This window comes from Acinetobacter sp. CAU_H_S139_7, from assembly GCF_058599305.1.
Map to the genome: position 1 here is coordinate 1,845,586 of NZ_CM178651.1, position 20,362 is coordinate 1,865,947.

14 protein-coding genes, 2 tRNA genes, 2 rRNA genes and 1 riboswitch are annotated in these 20,362 nt (G+C 41.4%); of the genes, 6 read left to right on the forward strand and 12 right to left on the reverse strand.

The features are described from left to right. Positions 1–11: 11 nt before the first annotated feature. Complete coding sequence (locus tag AC4MC0_RS09040; protein WP_336000052.1) at positions 12–1,166, forward strand: MFS transporter; 1,155 nt, start codon at positions 12–14, stop codon at positions 1,164–1,166. A 55-nt stretch (positions 1,167–1,221) separates the two neighbouring features. Here the strand turns inward: AC4MC0_RS09040 and AC4MC0_RS09045 are convergent, their stop codons facing one another. The 8 genes from AC4MC0_RS09045 to AC4MC0_RS09080 all read right to left on the reverse strand — a co-directional run bounded on the left by AC4MC0_RS09045 (position 1,222) and on the right by AC4MC0_RS09080 (position 10,249). Continuing rightward, the gene (locus tag AC4MC0_RS09045; protein ID WP_336000054.1) at positions 1,222–2,712 is read right to left on the reverse strand and encodes an amidase; all 1,491 of its coding nucleotides are present in this window, start codon (positions 2,710–2,712) and stop codon (positions 1,222–1,224) included. Between the two features lie 54 nt (positions 2,713–2,766). Beyond that, positions 2,767–4,197, reverse strand: a complete 1,431-nt coding sequence (locus AC4MC0_RS09050) for a GGDEF domain-containing protein (protein WP_336000056.1) — start codon at positions 4,195–4,197, stop codon at positions 2,767–2,769. A 254-nt stretch (positions 4,198–4,451) separates the two neighbouring features. Continuing rightward, on the reverse strand, positions 4,452–4,679 hold the full coding sequence (locus tag AC4MC0_RS09055; RefSeq protein ID WP_078426344.1) for a hypothetical protein: 228 nt from the start codon (positions 4,677–4,679) through the stop codon (positions 4,452–4,454). A 182-nt stretch (positions 4,680–4,861) separates the two neighbouring features. Next, positions 4,862–6,106, reverse strand: coding sequence for a D-amino acid dehydrogenase (locus AC4MC0_RS09060; protein WP_005399403.1), 1,245 nt, complete (start codon positions 6,104–6,106; stop codon positions 4,862–4,864). A 132-nt stretch (positions 6,107–6,238) separates the two neighbouring features. Then, positions 6,239–6,325, reverse strand: a riboswitch (glycine riboswitch). A gap of 246 nt (positions 6,326–6,571) precedes the next feature. After that, positions 6,572–7,375 carry a hypothetical protein gene (locus tag AC4MC0_RS09065; RefSeq protein ID WP_005399402.1) on the reverse strand — a complete coding sequence of 268 codons (804 nt, stop codon included), beginning with the start codon at positions 7,373–7,375 and terminating at the stop codon, positions 6,572–6,574. Between the two features lie 261 nt (positions 7,376–7,636). Continuing rightward, on the reverse strand, positions 7,637–8,728 hold the full coding sequence (gene aroC, locus AC4MC0_RS09070) for a chorismate synthase (RefSeq protein ID WP_490737884.1): 1,092 nt from the start codon (positions 8,726–8,728) through the stop codon (positions 7,637–7,639). Positions 8,729–8,743: 15 nt separating this feature from the next. Further along, the gene (gene prmB / locus AC4MC0_RS09075) at positions 8,744–9,754 is read right to left on the reverse strand and encodes a 50S ribosomal protein L3 N(5)-glutamine methyltransferase (protein ID WP_010326759.1); all 1,011 of its coding nucleotides are present in this window, start codon (positions 9,752–9,754) and stop codon (positions 8,744–8,746) included. A gap of 105 nt (positions 9,755–9,859) precedes the next feature. Next, positions 9,860–10,249, reverse strand: a complete 390-nt coding sequence (locus AC4MC0_RS09080) for a lysozyme inhibitor LprI family protein (protein ID WP_228254625.1) — start codon at positions 10,247–10,249, stop codon at positions 9,860–9,862. A gap of 226 nt (positions 10,250–10,475) precedes the next feature. Between AC4MC0_RS09080 and AC4MC0_RS09085 the strand changes: the two genes are divergently transcribed. From AC4MC0_RS09085 to AC4MC0_RS09105, 5 genes are all read left to right on the forward strand, one after another. Further along, positions 10,476–10,781 (forward strand): hypothetical protein, encoded by a 306-nt coding sequence (locus AC4MC0_RS09085; RefSeq protein WP_004979505.1) that lies wholly within the window; start codon positions 10,476–10,478, stop codon positions 10,779–10,781. 157 nt (positions 10,782–10,938) lie between these two features. Beyond that, positions 10,939–12,312 carry an ABC1 kinase family protein gene (locus AC4MC0_RS09090; protein WP_058869652.1) on the forward strand — a complete coding sequence of 458 codons (1,374 nt, stop codon included), beginning with the start codon at positions 10,939–10,941 and terminating at the stop codon, positions 12,310–12,312. Positions 12,313–12,543: 231 nt separating this feature from the next. Next, entirely contained in the window at positions 12,544–13,830 is a 1,287-nt protein-coding gene (locus AC4MC0_RS09095; RefSeq protein WP_490738451.1) for an acyl-CoA dehydrogenase family protein, read from the forward strand. Positions 13,831–13,847: 17 nt separating this feature from the next. Beyond that, positions 13,848–15,047 (forward strand): acyl-CoA dehydrogenase family protein, encoded by a 1,200-nt coding sequence (locus AC4MC0_RS09100; RefSeq protein ID WP_490737885.1) that lies wholly within the window; start codon positions 13,848–13,850, stop codon positions 15,045–15,047. Between the two features lie 713 nt (positions 15,048–15,760). After that, positions 15,761–16,321: a lytic transglycosylase domain-containing protein gene (locus AC4MC0_RS09105; RefSeq protein WP_005399395.1), complete on the forward strand. Its 561-nt coding sequence runs from the start codon at positions 15,761–15,763 to the stop codon at positions 16,319–16,321. A gap of 175 nt (positions 16,322–16,496) precedes the next feature. On the opposite strand, the gene rrf is transcribed toward AC4MC0_RS09105, so the two are convergent. The 4 genes from rrf to AC4MC0_RS09125 all read right to left on the reverse strand — a co-directional run bounded on the left by rrf (position 16,497) and on the right by AC4MC0_RS09125 (position 20,307). Further along, positions 16,497–16,611 (reverse strand): 5S ribosomal RNA (gene rrf, locus AC4MC0_RS09110). 170 nt (positions 16,612–16,781) lie between these two features. Next, positions 16,782–19,675 (reverse strand): 23S ribosomal RNA (locus tag AC4MC0_RS09115). Between the two features lie 411 nt (positions 19,676–20,086). After that, positions 20,087–20,162: transfer RNA gene (locus tag AC4MC0_RS09120), tRNA-Ala, on the reverse strand. A 68-nt stretch (positions 20,163–20,230) separates the two neighbouring features. After that, a tRNA-Ile gene (locus AC4MC0_RS09125) sits at positions 20,231–20,307 on the reverse strand. Positions 20,308–20,362 lie beyond the last annotated feature (55 nt).

The following is a 20,362-nucleotide window of genomic DNA, read 5'->3' on the forward strand; positions in this document are numbered from 1 at the left end:
AATACAGTACGATGCTTTCTTTTCCCATTCGGCACCGACTGGCTGGCTTTTACTTTTTTTATTATTCCATTGTGGGCACGTTCATGCCGTTTTGGAGCCTGTATCTCGAAGATCAAGGCTTTAACTACAGTGAAATCGGTATCCTTTCCTCAATTGCGATCATTACCCGTTTTTTTGCTCCTTTTATTTGGGGCTGGATTGCAGATAAATCAGGGAAACGGATGCTCTTGGTCAGAGTCGCAACGTGGATGGAAGCCTGTATTTGGTTCATGATTTTTATCATTCCAAACTCCTTTCAGGCGATCGCCCTGCTTATGCTGATCTTTAGCTTCTTCCAAAACGCCATTCTGGCTCAGTTTGAAGGCGTAACTCTATTTTGGCTCGCGGAACAACGCAGTGCTTTATATGGAAAAGTTCGAAAATGGGGCTCGGTCGGTTTTATTGTCGGAGTTTTTGGTATCGGAGCCTTATTAGAAATTTTGCCCATCTCTATGCTGCCAGTTTTATTGCTGTGCATTTCTTTTTTGGCCTTTATTTGGTCATTTAGCATAAAAGAACCGACCACTGCACCCCATTCACAAGGGCAACTCGAGCCATTGTTACCTATTTTAAAAAAACCCGTTGTAGCGGCATTTTTCGGTATCGAGTTTATTCTGCTTTTTTCGCATGCGCCCTTTTATAGTTTTTATAGCAACTTCTTAAAACAAGCTGGTTACTCAACCACAGAAATTGGTTTTTTGTGGGCTGTCGGTGTCATGGCAGAAATTATTATGTTTGCCATTGCTCACGTTTTTTTCAAACGTTTTTCATGGCGACTCATGGTGTCTATTTGTCTGATCCTCACGGCGCTACGCTGGTTTATGGTCGGTTCTTTTCCACAAACCTTCGCGATCCAGTTCTTCGCACAAACCATCCATGCCTTTAGCTTTGGTTTATTTCATCTCATCGCCATGCGTATCATTTTCCAAAACTTTAGTTTAGGACAACAAGGACGTGGTCAAGCCCTGTATAGCACCATGTGGGGACTGGGTGTAGCATCTGGAAGTATTCTTGCAGGACATTATTGGCACAGCCTGTCAGGCGAACTTATTTTTATTTTGGCAGGCTGTGCTGTGCTACTGGGTTTAGGTTTTGTTCGGTACTTACCCAAAGAAGTTCAAGCTTAAAAAGTTCTCTTCTGATCTGTCCGCATAAACTACAACAATTTAATTAATCAGCTTTCTAAACCTTGATTTCACTATATTTATGAAACCATGGCTGGGCTTGTTCAAGCTGACTAGCCAACTGTAATAACAGATCTTCACGGGCAAAAGGTGCAATTAACTGTGAACCAAGCGGAAGATTGTCAGCATTCCAATACAAAGGTACAGACATCGCAGGTAAGCCAGTGATGTTAGCTAACTGAGTAAAAGGCACCCAACGCAAATTATCTTTCACAATTTTATCGACCAGTTTTCCTTGCGCCAGCAAATGTGCTTTGCCGACTTTTAGTAAGCTTTTTAAAATTGGTTTTTGCCATGATGGGGTAGAAATTTGCCCATTTTTGGGTGCGACTGAAGCTGTAGCAGGAGTCAGATAAAGATCATAATGATCAAAGAATTGGTTCATTTTGGTGACATACACACCCCAATTATTCAGATTATGAATATATTCTAGCGCAGTCGTTTTCGCACCAAAGGCAGCCAAAGCTAAAGAATCCAGCTCAAAATCTCCTGCTGTGGTCGGAACGTGTTGCTTGATCTGCTCTAACATATAAGAAAATTGACTAAACCACGTCGTGATAAAGTCTCTGGCCAAAGACATACCATCTATCTCAGGTTGTGCTTCGACCACTGTATGCCCTAAAGACTCCAACAAACGTGCAGTATGGTGTACAGCATCAATTGCATCTTTAGACACTGTGGTTCCGATAGGCGACTGAGTATTAAATGCAATTTTAAGTTTTTTTACAGGCTGCTGTAGACAGGCCAAATAGCTTTGGCTGGGTAGTTCAATTTTAAATAATGAACTATGCTCTGCACCCTGCGTTGCATCTAACATCGCTGCACTGTCTCTTACACTTTTACTCAATACATGCTGTATCGCAGCGCCGTGCATTGCCTCACTCATATCTGGACCCCACGGCGTACGTCCACGACTCGGTTTTAAACCAAATAAACCGCAATACGATGCAGGAATTCGAATTGATCCACCGCCGTCACCAGCACCCGCAATGGGAACAATTCCTGCGGCCACCGCAGAAGCGGAACCACCCGATGAGCCACCACTGTTATGTTTTAAATTCCAAGGATTATGACAGGCTCCCCAAGCATCTGATTCTGTAATGCCTTTGATACCAAACTCAGGGGTATTAGTACGGCCAAAAGTTAAAATGCCTGTGTTTTCCCAACGGTTTACAATTTCTGCATTGTGTTCTGCAATATGGCCCGTACGTTTAAATGCTTGGCATCCGTAAGAAGTTGGATAACCTGCATATTCTTGAAATAAATCTTTTACTAAAAATGGCACCCCAGCAAATGGGCCAGACAATGCATTTTGCGCTCTGTTCTTGGCATAATCATGCATCGGAATAATAATCGCATTTAAAGCAGGATTGGTTTGTTGGCTACGCTCAATTGCAATTTGTAATAATTCGGCGGGATGGATTTGTTTTTGTGCAACCAACTCAGCCAAACCCAGCCCATCATAACGAAGGTATTCAGAAAAATTCATTTTTATCCAAGTATCTATAGTTTTTATTGTTTTATACTTTTACTAAATTTTAACCTATGAGGCAAGTTGTACTTGATTGCGTCCTAAAGTTTTGGCTTGATATAGCGCCCGATCAGCACGATTTAACAAGCTCTGTAGACTATTTTGCGTTGGTAAAACTTGATGCACCACACCAAGACTCACCGTCATACTCAAAACAGCATGTGCCACTTGGGTTTTTGAAGTAGCAACAGCACGGCAGATACGTTCTGCAATGATTTGCGATTCAATTTCAGTGGTATTATTTAACACCACCACAAATTCTTCACCGCCCATACGCGCAAATAAATCCTGTTCACGCAAATTACTTTTCACCGTCGTGGCAAAGCTTTGTAGCAATACATCACCAATATATTGACCATATTGATCGTTCATTTTCTTAAAGTGATCAATATCCAGCACAATGATACTCATCGATTTAACCAGATTTTCCTTCAATAAGTTTTCAGTTTGAGTGAAGAAAAAACGGCGATTTCCCACATGAGTTAAGGGATCATGGTTGGCCAGATAGAGCACTTCTTTATACAGATCATGACGATTACGACTCACAATACATAAAAGCAAAGGTGCAATCATCAACATGCACAGCCCTATACGCACCGAAATAGAAGTGGCCAAGAAGTTGTCTGCTGTACGTGAAATATAATAGGTCGTTAAACTATGATACGTCACAAAACAAACCAAACTGTTAATGATACTCACATAAAATAAGTTGTAACTCAAAGCCGCCCAAATCAGCCCTGCTAAAGGGAAAAGTAAGGCACCAGGACCAAAGAACAGATGAGTACATGCCACAGAAATTAAAACTGAGAGTAAGGGTAAAACATCGACAAACTGGGTTTCACACTGTCTACGGTTATTCCAAAGATACTTTAATTTCTTCGCTGCCGGAAAGGTTAAAATGAGGGGTAAAAGTGAAATACAATTTAGTACTTCCCCTGTCCACCAAATATAAAAATCAGCCCACAAGTCTTGCGTGCTCATAAAGGTGTGTGGCATATACGGAACGACCGCAACGGCAAATATCGCACTGGAAAAACATCCAAGAAAAGCACAAACCAAGAAAAGATAAAGAAAATTTAAGCCTTTGTTATATGCACGATAGTCAATTTGTAAATAATGGATAAAAAATAACGAAACGCCTACCGTCATAAAATTGGCGATCGTTAAAGCCAAAGTCAGCTCAAGATGATTCCCTGTGACTAAGTCTGCCGACATATAACCAATAAATGCGCCCAACCAACCACCAGCATTTCTGAGTGGCTTAAACCGTAAAAATAAGCCGATCAGTACAGCATTAGCTGGCCAAAAATAAGCGAAATATGCAATCGGTCGAGTGAAAATACCAAACAAGCAGCAGACAAAAATCACCGCAGCAACAATCAAACATGCTCGGCCATGCTGTTTAAAATTCAACGATACTTCTGTGAGCTTAACTGCGTACAAAATATTCCCTCATTTTTACATGAGTTATGATTAAACATCATGTTTTCTACTGTCCATTTGCTTGCAAAGGATGCATTGATGAAAACCATCACAGATTGACAATATTTACTAAATAAACTCTATCGATTGTTCGTTATGGTTTCAATATGATTTTTTGATTTATATCCTGAATCTAGATATTTACGATTAAATGCTGATATCACTCTCACCCATAAAAAAAGCCTCCACATCGGGAGGCTTTTTGATCTTTGGACTTATTTTGCTTCAGACGCTGCCACTGGTGCTGATGCACCTGCTGCTTCAGACTCTAAAGGTGCAGCATCAATCATCTCTGGACTAACTTCAATATTGGTTACTGGTGTTTCAGCCGCTGAACTTTCCACTGGCGTTTGTTCAGTCTCTTGTTTTTTGTCACTACACGCAGCAAGCGACAGCATTGTTGCAGAAGCTAAAACCACCAAAGCCATTTTCATGTTAATCATTATTCACCTTCACATTAGTCATCAATTGCTTGAAACAATACTACTTATTTTTGCTCAAGTTTAAAGTATTCATTTGTGAGCAATCTTTTGAAATTAAGGCAGAATTATAACATCATTAAACAGAAATAATAAAAACAAGCTCGAAGCAAACTTGTTTTTATCTATCCAAGAATACACTCGAATTAAACAGGATACGCTGTCGCGACTTCCTGACTAATCATTGCCGCAGTTGCTGCAGATAGCGTCCAACCTAAGTGCCCATGTCCTGTATTAAAGAACACACGTTCTAGCTTTCCACGGCGAACTACAGGCATCATATTCGGCATCATGGGGCGAAGACCTGCCCAAGGGACCGCATGCTCTGTCGAAACTTTAAAGTTACGATTGGTCCAGTCAACAAGAGGTTGAATCCGATCTGCACGGATATCACGGTTATAGCCATTAAACTCAGCAGTGCCAGCGACACGGAAACGATCTTTACCTAAACGTGAAGTTACAATTTTCGCGCTTTCATCCAGCAAGCTCACCCACGGCGCATTTTGCTGACTCTCTTCGTCATTTAACATCACAGTAATCGAATATCCCTTTACAGGATAAACATTGACGCGTTCTTGAACCAATTCAGCCAATTGATAGCTACCCACACCTGCACAAACCACAACAGCATCGGCAGCCAATATCTCCACTTCATTTGGAAGCAGTTCAACATTTTCTGAACTTGGTTGTAACTTCACTTCAACACCTGAGCTTAAGTGCTGAATATCTGTCACATCCATACCAAAACGATACTTCACACCTAACTTTTTGGTGACTTCAGCCAAACCTGTGGTGTACTTATGAATATCACCCGTCGCATCACCTTCACAATAAAATCCAGCATAATAGTCGCCGGTCAATGTCGGCTCAATTTGCTTAATTTCTTCATTGCTTACGCCACAACGTTCAAGGCCACCTTTATTGAGTAAATCATTAACTCGAATAGCAACGTCATAATCTTGTTTATTATGATAAAAATGCAAAATACCACGTTTTTCTAAATTGAAGTCGATTGACTCTTTATCCGCAATTTCGAACAAGCGTTGTCGAGCCAATAAAGCCAAACGTACTGTTTCGTGGGTATTGGCCTCATAATGTTTAATATTGCCCAGAAACTCCATCAGCCATGCATATTTATGCACACTAAACGCAGGATTGAGCAATAAAGGGGCAGATTTTTGAGACATCCATTTCATGCCTTTCAGCACTGTCGATTTTTGGTTCCAAACTTCCGCATTACATGCAGACAGTTGTCCACCATTTGCAAAAGAAGTTTCCATGGCTGGAAATAAATGACGATCAACAACGGTCACTTGATAACCCAATTGACTTAATTCATATGCAGTAGTTACGCCTGTAATTCCAGCACCAATGACAACGACATGACACATAGACACCTCCTTTTTATTGTTTGATGTCAACCCCATCTGTCATGTGTACCTGAGAGCTTCGACCTAAAACATCCCATGATATTTTAAACCATCCCCTTCGGTGAGTGATTGAACACTTCTCTCCAGAGTTTTTTCATTATTACAGTCCTTTTGCCTGAGAGTTTCCGGGGTCGTTGCTCCTTCGGCGAATGCAGAACATTTCTCTCCTGCAATAATGCTTATTATTCTATGAGCAATTTATATACCATGTAATCATCCGGTTGGAAACTGCTCTTAAAGTATTATCTTTCGTTTATTTTTATAGAGCACAACCTCAGCTTAGGGCAAGCGTTGCACTATACTGATCAAAATTGCGCTGTTACTGCTTTAAAATAGGACATATCTATCGCGCACATCTGAGCTATGCTGAGGTCATCTAAACATCTTTGAGCATAGGTACGGTCTATACTCTTCGGATGTTTCATTTTATTTTTTCTCAACCTTAAAAGAATGAATAAGTTGTTCTGCATCTTGATAAATTTCTTGCCAATGTGGCAGTAACTCACTATGAAATTTTATAGTGATATAACTCGTATTAAACCCATAATTGGGCTGATGTGTATTAAATTCACATTTTGTTGCCCCATCCTTAAAATAAAGGCACTTAATGGTTAGGCTTACCCCTTTACCTTTACGCTCCTGCCAATACACCTTTTTTCCAACACCATCATCACTTTTTACCTCTATTTCGTAGAGTCCCAAATCTGAATTAAATGTTTTTGTTTCATCTATCCATACTTCACTTACCTCTTCTCCACCAGAAGACATTCCTTTTCTTAAGTATAGTTTTAAAAGCAAAAACTCATTAAAAAAGTCTTTACTTCCCTGCTCCTCTTTCCAAACGGAACGTTGGTTTAATGCAATTGTGATATCATTTTTAAACTCAGAACCTAATCTAAAGCCTTCTCTAGATGCTGTCATTTCGGGCCATCTCACTTTCAAAGCAATATGTTGAATTTGATCACCACAACCTTTGGCCTCGTGTTCTTCTTTTATATTTTTCCCCCAATAATTCACACCTTGATAAGTCACTCTGCCAAAAAGTAAATACTGCTTATCAATGAGCATGTGCTGATCACCAAATTTTCCACAAGCATATAAGCGCGCTTTAACTTTTTCAGGGTCATGCATACTGTCGTAGCCGTATATCAACAATGAAATAACCAAAACTGTGAGTAATGATAAAAATATAATGGTGCCTCGTCTGACTGTGCTTATTTTTTTATTCATATCCCCCTTCCTTTTTTCTTTTAAAAATGAACTCTCTAAATTTTCTTACTCAGTAAGACCGAATGAAGATTCATCAACGTTTGGCCTACTTTGGCACTTAATAGGTAAGATGCCGTTTTCTGAGTATCGTGATAACCATAACGTGCATAATATGCCAACAGCTCTTTTCTTATATTTAAGATTAGCTTTCATACGTAAATAAAAAAAGTCAGACCGAAGTCTGACTTTAATATGTATTCTCTTAAATATAAAGAGAATTTTCTAGTATTCAATCGGTGCAAATGGTGCAACGACGTCTGCATTTTGAGCACGATGACGCAGAAAGTGATCCATTAAAACAATCGCAAGCATTGCTTCTGCAATCGGAGCCGCACGCACACCCACGCAAGGGTCATGACGACCTTTGGTTAATACATCCGTGTCTTCACGATTAATATTGATCGTTTTACCCGATGTGGTAATAGATGCTGTTGGTTTAAGCGCAATTGCAACACGAATAGTTTGACCACTCGAAATACCGCCCAAGATACCCCCTGCATGGTTCGCAAGGAAGCCATCAGTGGTTAACTCATCTCGGCTTTCATGTCCAAACTGACCCGCAACGGCAAAACCATCACCAACTTCAACGCCTTTGACCGCGTTAATAGACATCATAGCATGGGCAATGTCAGCATCTAGACGGTCAAAGACAGGCTCGCCCCAACCGACAGGTACTTTTTCAGCCAAAATTTCAAGCTTTGCGCCGCAACTGGTACCTTGTTCACGCAATGAAGTCACCAGTGCTTCAAAACGCGGTACGGCATCGACATCGCCACAGAAAAATGGATTATTAGGTACTTCATTCCAATCCAATTTTTCCGCAATTTCAGTCCCAATTTGGGTTACATGACCACGAATTAAAATACCAAACTTTTCAGCCAAGTATTTTTTCGCAATTGCACCCGCAGCCACACGCATAGCTGTTTCACGCGCACTTGAACGGCCACCACCACGATAATCACGGAAACCATACTTTTGTGTATAAGTATAATCTGCATGTCCCGGACGGAAGCTTTGTGCAATATTGCCGTAATCTTTGGATTTTTGATCGGTGTTACGGATCAATAAACCAATTGGTGTGCCTGTTGTTTTACCTTCAAACACACCTGAAATGATTTCAACTTCATCAGGTTCTTTGCGCTGCGTCGCAAATTTAGAAGTGCCCGGCTTACGACGGTCTAAATCTTTTTGTAAATCGTCTGCTGTAAGCTCAAGGCCCGGTGGAACACCATCCACAATCGCCATTAAGCCTACACCATGAGATTCACCACAAGTCGTTACACGGAAGAGTTGCCCTATACTATTACCTGCCATGTCTAACGACTCCTTTTATGCTTGAACAGATTGAATGAATAAATCACGGAATTGACGGCATTGAGCAGCGGTCAATGCAAAGATTCCTGTACCGCCTTTTTGGAACTGTAACCAGTAAAAATCAACAGTATTAAAGTTTTGGCGCATTGCCCATTCAGAATTACCCACTTCAATCACGATGAGACCATCTTCAGTTAAGTAATCTGGCGCTTGAGCTAACATTTTACGAACCAAATCTAAGCCATCTTGACCTGCTGCCAGAGCCAATTCTGGTTCATGGTGGAATTCTTCAGGTAAATCTGCCATGTCTTCAGCGTCCACATAAGGTGGGTTCGACACGATAAGATCATATTGATTTTCAGCAGGAATTTTGGAGAACAGGTCAGACTCAAGTAAAGCCACTTGATACTGTTTGTCGTGGTGTTCCGAGTTAATTTGAGCCACTTCTAAAGCTTCTTTAGAAATATCTGTTGCATCTACTTCGGCATCTGGGTACGCATAAGCCAGAGCAATCGCGATACAACCTGAGCCCGTACACATATCTAAAATACGTTGTGGCGTTTTTGGATTCGGGTTTTCTGGCAAGTTATTGACTGCTTCACCCATTTGTCCATTTTCACCTAAGCAATAAGGTGCAAAACGGTTTTGAATCAATTCTGCAATCGGTGAACGTGGAATCAGTACACGTTCATCGACATAATATGGCTTGCCATCAAAATATGCCAAATTAAGCAAATATGAAGTCGGTACTTTTTCATTAATACGACGTTCTAATAAGCTTAAAACTTCTGTCTTTTCGCTTGGTAGTAGCTTCGACTCTAAGATTTCAGCATCCGCATTCCAATCTAAAGATAAAGTTTGTAAAACCAAAGCTGAGCTTTCAGCAAAATAGTCTTCTGTACCTTGACCTAAATGTGCATCGTATTGACGTAATGCTGTCACTCCAAAACGGATAAAATCACGAATTGTGCTTAAGTTTTCAGCGGCTTCCTGTATATGTTCAGGGCTAATAGTCGGGCGATCCACTAAAGGCGTCTCCAAGGTCATAATAAAAACGCCTTATGATACCCTGTTTTTCTATGATTTATAATGTTTTGATGCACAGCAAACACATTTTCATACGCTTTGCTCTTATTTGCTTATACGGCCTGTACGTGCTTCATACATATCTGCACGGGTTTGCGTCATTTGCATCAGACACGAAATACGCTGTAATTCAGTCTTTTCATTTTTCACGATAGGTTTGTTATTACAAATCTGATCACGCTGCGCCAGCCATTGCTGATGAGACTGTTTAACCAGTCCTTGCTCTTCTGCAGGAGCCTTCGCTAAATACGGCTTAAATACTTTCTTTAAGCGTTTCTTTTGTACTTTATATTCTTTACTCATGCATGCATCAATTTCACTCAAGACATTGCCAGTTTGCTTCATGCATGCTTCATATTTTTTAGTTGGGCCCATTGCATAGGCTGAACCACTGAATAATCCCACAACAAGCAACGCACTGAATATTTGTTTCAATTCCTTTCCCCAAAGCAAATTTTCTTCATTGATTTTTTAATCTAATCATTCACAGCATCTGCGTGCTGCAGCGCTTTAATATAACATCCTATTTTGTATGAACATACTAGCCCTCTATAAAATTTCCACCGCACAGCTTTTTACATGAAGTCACAGGCTTTGCATTGAAACCTGATCAAACAGCCTTATTATAAGGTGAGTTCTTCTGCCAATATTCCCCAAATTTATGAGTTATAAACACAACAATTTAATGGCGATGCGTGAACGCTATTGGAATGACACCGAAAACAATCATGTCGCCACTGAAAAAGCCTATTTCCAAAAGCTGTTACAGCAACAAGGGATCTATGAATGTGCAACTATTGAAGATGCTCGATACTTCTTTTTTAGCCTACCGAGCATCATCATTGTTAAAGGTTATGCACATGGGTTTATGCACCAACCGGTACAAGAAATGATCCTGCAACACATACAAATGCATAAAGATGAATTGATTCAGAAAAATACGCTTAAAGTAAAATTTCGCATGTAACAATCCCGATTAGGCTTTATTTAGATGGTTGCTTAACACTTATGGCCTTTTTTAACTCTAGATTCAGCAAGTTGAACTTTTTTAATACGTGAATACACGATATTATCCGTTACAATCTAAAATGCTGCCCTTGCTGATGAAAGGATTTTACTGAATTATGTCAGATCACAACGATAAGCTTAAACAACTGAAAACCTCCTCTATGGATCGTCGTTTATCGATTGCCAAAGCTTCGTTGCTTGCTGGAACACGTTGGGCTGCTTCTAATGCGACAACTATGTTTTCTAGCGAAGAAGAAAAAGAAAAGAAACGCAAAAAAGCAATGAAAGAACAGGCCGATTATCTTGTTTCTGAAATAGGTAAACTTAAAGGTTCTATCGTCAAAATTGGCCAAATGATGGCGCTTTATGGTGAACACTTTCTACCTGAAGAAATCACGCAAGCCTTAAATACTTTAAATAATCAAACAGTCGCTTTAGCGTGGCCTGCGATAAAACAGCAACTGCACAGCCAGTTGGGTTCTAAACTGGATGATTTGACCATCGATCATGAGCCACTGGGCACTGCATCACTGGCACAAGTCCACCGTGCAACGCGCAAGTCTGATGGTTTAGAGATGGTATTGAAAATTCAATATCCAGGCGTTGCTGAAGCCATTGACTCAGACATGAGCCTGTTTAAAAACATGCTTAAACTGACACGTATGGTGCCGCAAACACGCGAGTTCGACCAATGGTTCGATGAAGTTCGTGAGATGATGCACCGTGAAGTCAATTATAAAATTGAGGCTGCTACCACACGCCGCTTTGCTACTCGCTTAAAAGAAGACCCTCGCTACATCGTGCCACAAATTATAGATGGCTACTGCACAGACCAAGTATTGTGTATGACATTTGAACGTGGTGTGCCGATTAACAGCCCTGTCATGCTGTCTCTTCCGCAAGAACGTCGCAACAAACTTGGCGAAGCATCACTTGAAATTGCGGTACGCGAGATTTTTGAATGGGGTGAAATGCAGACCGACCCGAACTTTGGTAATTACCTCGTTCGCTTAGGTAATGGTAATGACATCTTGGACAAAATCGTTTTGCTTGATTTTGGCGCAATCCGACAGTTTGATGAACACTTACTCGGTGTTGCACGTAAGCTCATTCACGCTGGGTTTAATCATAGTAGTGAAGAAATGGTTCAAGCAATGACAGGCTATGAGTTTTTCGACTCTATCCCTCAAAGCATTAAACCCGATATGGCTAAAGTCTTCTTACTTGCAACTGAAGCATTCAGCAGCCCAAGCAATAACCCTGACTTACCTGCTGGTGTTATGGATGAACACTTTGCTTATGACTGGAAAGCAAGCCAACTTCATAGCCGTGTAATGCAGCAAGCTTCTAAGTCGATGGCATCTCGTTATTTCAGTGTTCCACCCAAAGAGTTTATGTTTATTAGTCGTAAATTTATTGGTGCTTATACCTTTATGACTGTGATTGAAGCGAAAACCAATGTTCGTGCAATGGTGAAAAAATTTATCTAAAGGCTCATTGACCAAAATGACATTGCTTCACTTTGGTCAATTGATCAATCATTTCAATTCCAAATGATTCAATAAAGAACTTAAAAAACAAAATATTAGAATAATTTAAAATACACCACATACCGTTTATCTTTGACAATACATCATGTCAGTCATGACATAGTTATTCGTGTGTCGCTATGTCAGCATAAAACCACAGAATAATTCTGCTGGATGAAAATAATGACAAATATGGTAAATAAAGCGCAGGGATTTGGCTTATCACTGATCACAAAAATGGCAAGTAGCGATGTACTTGACCAATTAAAACTTAGAAAATTTATCGAGAAATCGCTTTATCAAGGCTCAAAAGCTGGCTATAAGACTCTATCAAAAACACAAAAAGCCTTTAAAGCAAATAAAGATCTACATAAACAGCGGCTTAACAATCAAGAAAAATCATTATTTGATCTGAGCTATTCAGAAGATCAGCAAATGGCCATCGACAACATGTCACAGTTTGCCGCCGATATACTTTACCCATTAGCCGCAAGTGCCGATCAAAATGAAACTTTTCCAACAGAACTTTGGCAATATATTGAAGAGCTAGGTCTGAACTTTTATGCTTTGCCTGAGGCGCTTGGTGGTGTCGCTGCTGAGAAAAATATTCTGAGTAATGTACTTATTGCAGAGCATCTGGCCAAAGGTGATTTTAGTTTAGCCGCGGGTATGCTCTCTACCTTTAGTGTGATTAATGCCATTACACAATGGGGTTCTGAGCAAGTACAAGCTTTATATTTAAATAGTTTTGCGCAAGACAGTAGCATTCGCGCTAGCTTTGCAATTCAAGAAGTTACGCCTGCTTTTAATCCTTACCAGTTAAAAACCAAAGCCATTTCACGTGATGGTCAATATTTTATTCAAGGTGAAAAGACACTAGTACTATTGGCTGAAAGTGCAGATATTTTCCTTGTCAGTGCTGAACTTAATGGCCAAGCTGAAGTTTTTATTCTCAGACGGGATGAAAGTATTCAGTTTAAAAAATCTCCCGCTATGGGGCTCAAAGCAACCGAAACAGCAACTTTAATTTTTAATCAAACCCCTGCTTTACGCTTAGGTGATGAAGATTTCAACTACACGGCATTTTTAGACCTCGGCAATTTAATGTGGTGTGCAATGGCGGTTGGCACATGTGAAGCGGTCAAAAAATATTGTATTGAATATGCCAATGAACGCACCGCCTTTGGTGAACCAATTTCTCACCGTCAAAGTGTTGCATTTATGATTGCCGATATGGCCATTGAAATTGATGCCATGCGTATGCTCATTCTAAATGCCGCAAGTCTCGCTGAATCTGGGCAGACATTTCACCGTGAAGCCTATTTAGCACGTTTATTTTGTGCCGAAAAAGCCATGAAAATTGGCACCGATGGTGTACAGATTTTAGGTGGGCACGGATTCACCAAAGAACATCCTGTTGAGCGTTGGTATCGTGATTTACGTGCAACAGCAATTGTTCACTCTGGTCTACATGCATAATAAAAAGGAAAACTGGCATGAATTTACAAAACCCTAAAAAATTTAAATTACTGATTGATCAAGCCCACCAAGTGGCCATCAATGTACTTCGTCCCATCTCCCGAAAATACGACAAAGCTGAACACAGCTATCCTAAAGAACTGGATATGCTGGCATCTTTAGTCGATGGTATGAATGAGGGTGGTGAAGGTATGAATGCGGGGGCTGCTGTCGGCAAGCGAGGTACAAATGAACAAGGCAATAAAAATGGAGTGAATCTCTCTACCGCTTTAAGTGTAATTGAAATGTGTTATGGAGACACAGCTTTACTCCTATCGATGCCCCGCCAAGGTCTAGGAAATTCAGCGATAGCAGCTGTTGCCAATGAAGAGCAGTTAGAGCGTTTCAAAAACACATGGGCAGCCATGGCAATCACTGAACCGAACTGTGGCTCGGACTCTGCCGCTATTCGCACCTCGGCAATAAAAGATGGTGAAGATTACATCTTAAATGGTGAAAAGATTTTCGTGACTTCAGGTGACCGTGCCGACGCTATCGTCGTTTGGGCAACTCTGGATAAAAAATTAGGCCGTTCAGCGATCAAATCTTTTGTGATTCCTAAAGGGACTCCTGGCATGACAGTAGAACGTTTAGAACATAAACTAGGAATCAAAGCCTCTGATACCGCAGTTATTCGTTTAATCGACTGCCGAGTGCCTGCCAATAACCTATTGGGAAATGCGGAAATTGACATTGCTAAAGGCTTTGCTGGCGTGATGGAAACTTTTGATAATACCCGTCCGCTCGTTGCAGCGATGGCTATAGGCTGTGCCAAGGCCTCACTAGAACGGATTAAAGAGATCTTCAACGATTATTTGGATCCTCAATATATAACGCCATACTTACAAACGACTCATATTGCGAGCCAAATTTATCGCATGGAAGCCGAATGGGAAGCGGCTCGTTTACTGGCCTTAAAAGCTGCATGGATGGCAGATAACAAAAAGCCAAACTCAAAAGAAGCCTCTATCTCCAAAGCCAAAGCTGGTCGAATTTGTAATGAAATTACCCTTAAGTGCGTCGAACTTGCATCAACAGTCGGTTACAACGAAGATGAGCTTTTAGAAAAATGGGCAAGAGATTCTAAAATTCTAGATATTTTTGAAGGTACGCAACAGATTCAGCAACTCATCATCGCACGCCGTGAACTCGGCAAGTCATCAAGCGAATTGAAATAATATAAAACGTCCCATTCGGACATGTTGAAGCCATGGTTTCTCTAAATAAAGAATCATGCTTTCACATTGAAAGTAATGTAAAATAAGAAATCGTTGGACTTAAATTCATGCTAACTAACAACGCCTGAACTTATTTATTGCGCTTCAAAAAACGTATCGCTATCACAGAACTTAGATTTATTGAGCAAATTTAATATTAGATAAAAGCCTTTAATTTTCTATATATGCCTATTCTATTTTTTTAATAATATTGATGAGTATCATCATAAAAAAATAGCCGATGCTGTTTTCTGTTGCGTGTAAATCACTCTTTTTTGAAATTTAAAAGTTTTTTATCAACGTCAGTCATGTCTTTACATTAGGTCTTACATCTTCCTAATTTCCACCCTAATATTTGGAGAATAGCCAGTCTTACAAATTTAGATGCCTAGAAGCTACTTAGGCTATTTATTATAAGCAAGAGGAATTTCTTTGACTGGTCCATACGATCAGGTATGGTAAATTTAAATACTCTGTATTTATGTGACAAAACTGTCTTTGCAAGTGGTTCTACTCACCGCATAAAAATATAGACTTTTGATTAATCACATCTATTTCGCTTAAATAAAGTACGGATTTAACAAAACCATAAAATAGTACCTTCTGTCTCAACTTGACTGTAATTGCACAGCTCAATATGATCTTCTCAGACATTATACCAATGGATATACAGTTTGCTGAATTATCAACGATACTTGCCAACATCTCATATTAAAGCTAAATCTGTTTTAATTTTAACAATAACTTTAATATTTACTGGTTGTGCATCACTAGGTGGCGGTTCGGTTGAAAAGCGTTCAGCAAAATTAGCCAATGGCATTCAAAAGGCATACGCTGTTGAGCCCAATACAGCACTACGTATTGCACCCATGATTGTACAAAGTGCCGATCGCTATAATGTCGATCCATTACTAGTTGCAGCCGTCATAAGACAAGAGTCTAGCTATAGAAATTATGCTGTTTCCCCTGCTGGTGCTATTGGACTTACTCAAGTTATTCCACGCTATTGGCAACAAACCTGCCCTGGCGATTTATTTGAAGAGATTAATAATATTAATTGTGGCACCTATATTCTCGCTAACTATAACCAAAAAGCAGAAAGTTGGCCCAAAGCTTTGGCTTATTATAATGTCGGTCCAACAGGCTACCATTCCAGCTGGAAGATGAAGCGTCAAGGTAAGAAATATGCCAAACAGGTTAAAGCACATCAAGAAAACTTAAAAGATGCTCTATAACCTCTTTTAAATAAGACATAAAAACCAGAAAATGCTGGCTTTTTACCATTTATGCCCTTATAGATAAGCTATTTCACTCGTTCTCTATCTCTTTTTTTATTATCTAACATTATTCAACCTTCCTTGCATAAAAAAATCCCCCTCAGCCTTAAGCGGAGGGGGATTTGAATTAATGAGCTGGCGATGACTTACTCTCACATGGATAACTCCACACTACCATCAGCGCTAAGAGGTTTCACTTCTGAGTTCGGGAAGGGATCAGGTGGTTCACTCTTGCTATTGTCGCCAGCACAACTGTTTATGACTATTCGTTGGGTCTTATTTACACATTGTGTATGCCTAACTTTCATCAAATGAGTTATTAACAGGTATATTTGAGTTGGATATTTTATCTAGCTTTATAACTAAATCAAGTTGTTTGCAGTGATTTGAACCACAACACCAACTGTTTGGGTGTTGTATAGTCAAGCCTCACGAGCAATTAGTATTGGTCAGCTTCACATATCACTATGCTTCCACATCCAACCTATCAACGTCGTAGTCTTCAACGGCTCTTTAGAGGACATAAAGTCCTAGGGAAATCTTATCTTGAGGTAGGCTTCCCGCTTAGATGCTTTCAGCGGTTATCCCTTCCGAACATAGCTACCCGGCGATGCGACTGGCGTCACAACCGGTACACCAGAGGTTCGTCCACTCTGGTCCTCTCGTACTAGGAGCAGATCCTCTCAAATTTCCAACGCCCACGGTAGATAGGGACCGAACTGTCTCACGACGTTCTAAACCCAGCTCGCGTACCTCTTTAAATGGCGAACAGCCATACCCTTGGGACCTGCTTCAGCCCCAGGATGAGATGAGCCGACATCGAGGTGCCAAACACCGCCGTCGATATGAACTCTTGGGCGGTATCAGCCTGTTATCCCCAGAGTACCTTTTATCCGTTGAGCGATGGCCCTTCCATACAGAACCACCGGATCACTAAGACCTACTTTCGTACCTGCTCGACTTGTGGGTCTCGCAGTTAAGCGCGCTTTTGCCTTTATACTCTACGCGTGATTTCCGACCACGCTGAGCGCACCTTCGTACTCCTCCGTTACTCTTTAGGAGGAGACCGCCCCAGTCAAACTACCCACCAGACATGGTCCTCGTCCCGGATAACGGGACAGAGTTAGAACCTCAATATTACCAGGGTGGTATTTCAAGATTGGCTCCACCGAAACTAGCGTCTCGGTTTCAAAGCCTCCCACCTATCCTACACAAGTAAGATCAAAGTTCAATGTCAAGCTGCAGTAAAGGTTCACGGGGTCTTTCCGTCTAGCCGCGGGTACACCGCATCTTCACGGCGAATTCGATTTCACTGAGTCTCTGCTGGAGACAGCGCCCCCATCATTATGCCATTCGTGCAGGTCGGAACTTACCCGACAAGGAATTTCGCTACCTTAGGACCGTTATAGTTACGGCCGCCGTTTACTGGGGCTTCGATCAAGAGCTTCGCTTACGCTAACCCCATCAATTAACCTTCCAGCACCGGGCAGGCATCACACCCTATACGTCCACTTTCGTGTTTGCAGAGTGCTATGTTTTTAATAAACAGTTGCAGGGGCCTGGTTTCTGTGGCTGCCAATAGCTCAAGGAGTAAATCCTATCACCGTCGGCAGCGTACCTTCTCCCGAAGTTACGGTACCATTTTGCCTAGTTCCTTCAGCAGAGTTCTCTCAAGCGCTTTGGTCTACTCGACCTGACCACCTGTGTCGGTTTCGGGTACGATTCCTATGTAACTGAAGCTTAGAGACTTTTCCTGGAAGCATGGTATCAGCCACTTCACTGTACAAGTACAGCTTGCTATCAGTTCTCAGCATAGAGTACCCCGGATTTGCCTAAGATACATGCCTACAACCTTCCACCTGGACAACCAACGCCAGGCTGACTTAACCTTCTCCGTCCTCTCATCGCATTACATAGAAGTATTGGAATATTAACCAATTTCCCATCGACTACGCCTCTCGGCCTCGCCTTAGGGGTCGACTCACCCAGCCCCGATTAACGTTGGACTGGAACCCTTGGTCTTTCAGCGTGCGAGTTTTTCACTCGCATTGTCGTTACTCACGTCAGCATTCGCACTTCTGATACCTCCAGCATACTTCTCAATACACCTTCATCGGCTTACAGAACGCTCCCCTACCACTTGCAATAAATTGCAAATCCGCAGCTTCGGCATATAGTTTTAGCCCCGTTACATCTTCCGCGCAGGCCGACTCGACTAGTGAGCTATTACGCTTTCTTTAAAGGGTGGCTGCTTCTAAGCCAACCTCCTAGCTGTCTATGCCTTCCCACATCGTTTCCCACTTAACTATAATTTTGGGGCCTTAGCTGGCGGTCTGGATTGTTTTCCTCTTGACTACGGACGTTAGCACCCGCAGTCTGTCTCCCGGATAGTACTCATTGGTATTCGGAGTTTGCATCGGTTTGGTAAGTCGGGATGACCCCCTAGCCGAAACAGTGCTCTACCCCCAATGGTATTCGTCCGAGGCGCTACCTAAATAGCTTTCGGGGAGAACCAGCTATCACCGAGTTTGATTAGCCTTTCACCCCTATCCACAAGTCATCCCCTGGCTTTTCAACGACAGTGGGTTCGGTCCTCCAGTTAGTGTTACCCAACCTTCAACCTGCTCATGGATAGATCACCCGGTTTCGGGTCTACACCCAGCAACTAAACGCCCTATTAAGACTCGATTTCTCTACGGCTCCCCTATGCGGTTAACCTCGCTACTGAATGTAAGTCGCTGACCCATTATACAAAAGGTACGCAGTCACCGAACAAGTCGGCTCCCACTGCTTGTATGCATGCGGTTTCAGGATCTATTTCACTCCCCTCACAGGGGTTCTTTTCGCCTTTCCCTCACGGTACTGGTTCACTATCGGTCAGTCAGGAGTATTTAGCCTTGGAGGATGGTCCCCCCATATTCAGACAAGGTTTCACGTGCCCCGCCCTACTCGACATCATCATATCAGCCCTTTCGTGTACAGGACTATCACCCACTATGGTTGCACTTCCCAGAGCATTCCACTAAAACTGATATGACTTAATGGGCTTTTCCCCGTTCGCTCGCCGCTACTGAGGGAATCTCAATTGATTTCTTTTCCTAAGGGTACTGAGATGTTTCACTTCCCCTCGTTCGCCTCGTATGACTATGTATTCATCATACGATACCTGCCTTATGACAGGTGGGTTTCCCCATTCAGAAATCTCCGGATCACAGGATATTTGCCGCCTCCCCGGAGCTTATCGCAGGCTATTACGTCTTTCATCGCCTCTGACTGCCAAGGCATCCACCACATGCACTTAATTACTTGACTATACAACCCCAAACAGTCGATCGTTCCTACAAGTGAGAACGTTCAACATTACAGTTTGAAGTACTGTGCACTTAAGCACCGTACAGCTTCAATTCAATTCACATACCAAAACGCTTGATTCAGTTAATTTCGCTAGTAACTCATTTCTTCAACCTTCATCAATCAGTAATAAATCACTGTTAATGTCGATCTTAAAAACGAGTATGAACAAATTATTTCAACTCAAATATATTCTGTTAATGATTTTTCCAGCCTTCGTCAGGTCAGGAAACTGTGATAAATCACAGAAGTTAATAAGTTATCTACTTACTAATTTCTGTAATCCAACCTATCTGCGCGAAGCATAGCTTCTTGCTTAAATTTCAAGGAAAAGCCTTAAAGCAGTGCTTTAAGTTTTCTTGTCTTGAAATTTGGTGGAGACTAGGAGAGTCGAACTCCTGACCTCCTGCGTGCAAAGCAGGCGCTCTACCAACTAAGCTAAGTCCCCAGCTTATCAATAAGTCAATGTCTCTGTTTTTCTGTATTCAGCATTTAATAATGCTTGTTAGTCAGATTTGGTGGGTCTGACAAGACTTGAACTTGTGACCCCACGCTTATCAAGCGTGTGCTCTAACCAACTGAGCTACAGACCCTCAGATACATCGTCATGAAGAACAACTTGTTGTGGATTCTTACCAATCGTCAATC

Bases quoted from the DNA above. Each gene is read 5' to 3' on its own strand.
- AC4MC0_RS09040 (WP_336000052.1), top strand. From the start codon at position 12: ATGCTTTCTTTTCCCATTCGGCACCGACTGGCTGGCTTTTACTTTTTT.
- AC4MC0_RS09045 (WP_336000054.1), bottom strand. From the start codon at position 2,712: ATGAATTTTTCTGAATACCTTCGTTATGATGGGCTGGGTTTGGCTGAG.
- AC4MC0_RS09055 (WP_078426344.1), bottom strand. From the start codon at position 4,679: ATGATTAACATGAAAATGGCTTTGGTGGTTTTAGCTTCTGCAACAATG.
- AC4MC0_RS09060 (WP_005399403.1), bottom strand. From the start codon at position 6,106: ATGTGTCATGTCGTTGTCATTGGTGCTGGAATTACAGGCGTAACTACT.
- AC4MC0_RS09065 (WP_005399402.1), bottom strand. From the start codon at position 7,375: ATGAATAAAAAAATAAGCACAGTCAGACGAGGCACCATTATATTTTTA.
- aroC (WP_490737884.1), bottom strand. From the start codon at position 8,728: ATGGCAGGTAATAGTATAGGGCAACTCTTCCGTGTAACGACTTGTGGT.
- AC4MC0_RS09085 (WP_004979505.1), top strand. From the start codon at position 10,476: ATGAGTTATAAACACAACAATTTAATGGCGATGCGTGAACGCTATTGG.
- AC4MC0_RS09090 (WP_058869652.1), top strand. From the start codon at position 10,939: ATGTCAGATCACAACGATAAGCTTAAACAACTGAAAACCTCCTCTATG.
- AC4MC0_RS09095 (WP_490738451.1), top strand. From the start codon at position 12,544: ATGGTAAATAAAGCGCAGGGATTTGGCTTATCACTGATCACAAAAATG.
- AC4MC0_RS09100 (WP_490737885.1), top strand. From the start codon at position 13,848: ATGAATTTACAAAACCCTAAAAAATTTAAATTACTGATTGATCAAGCC.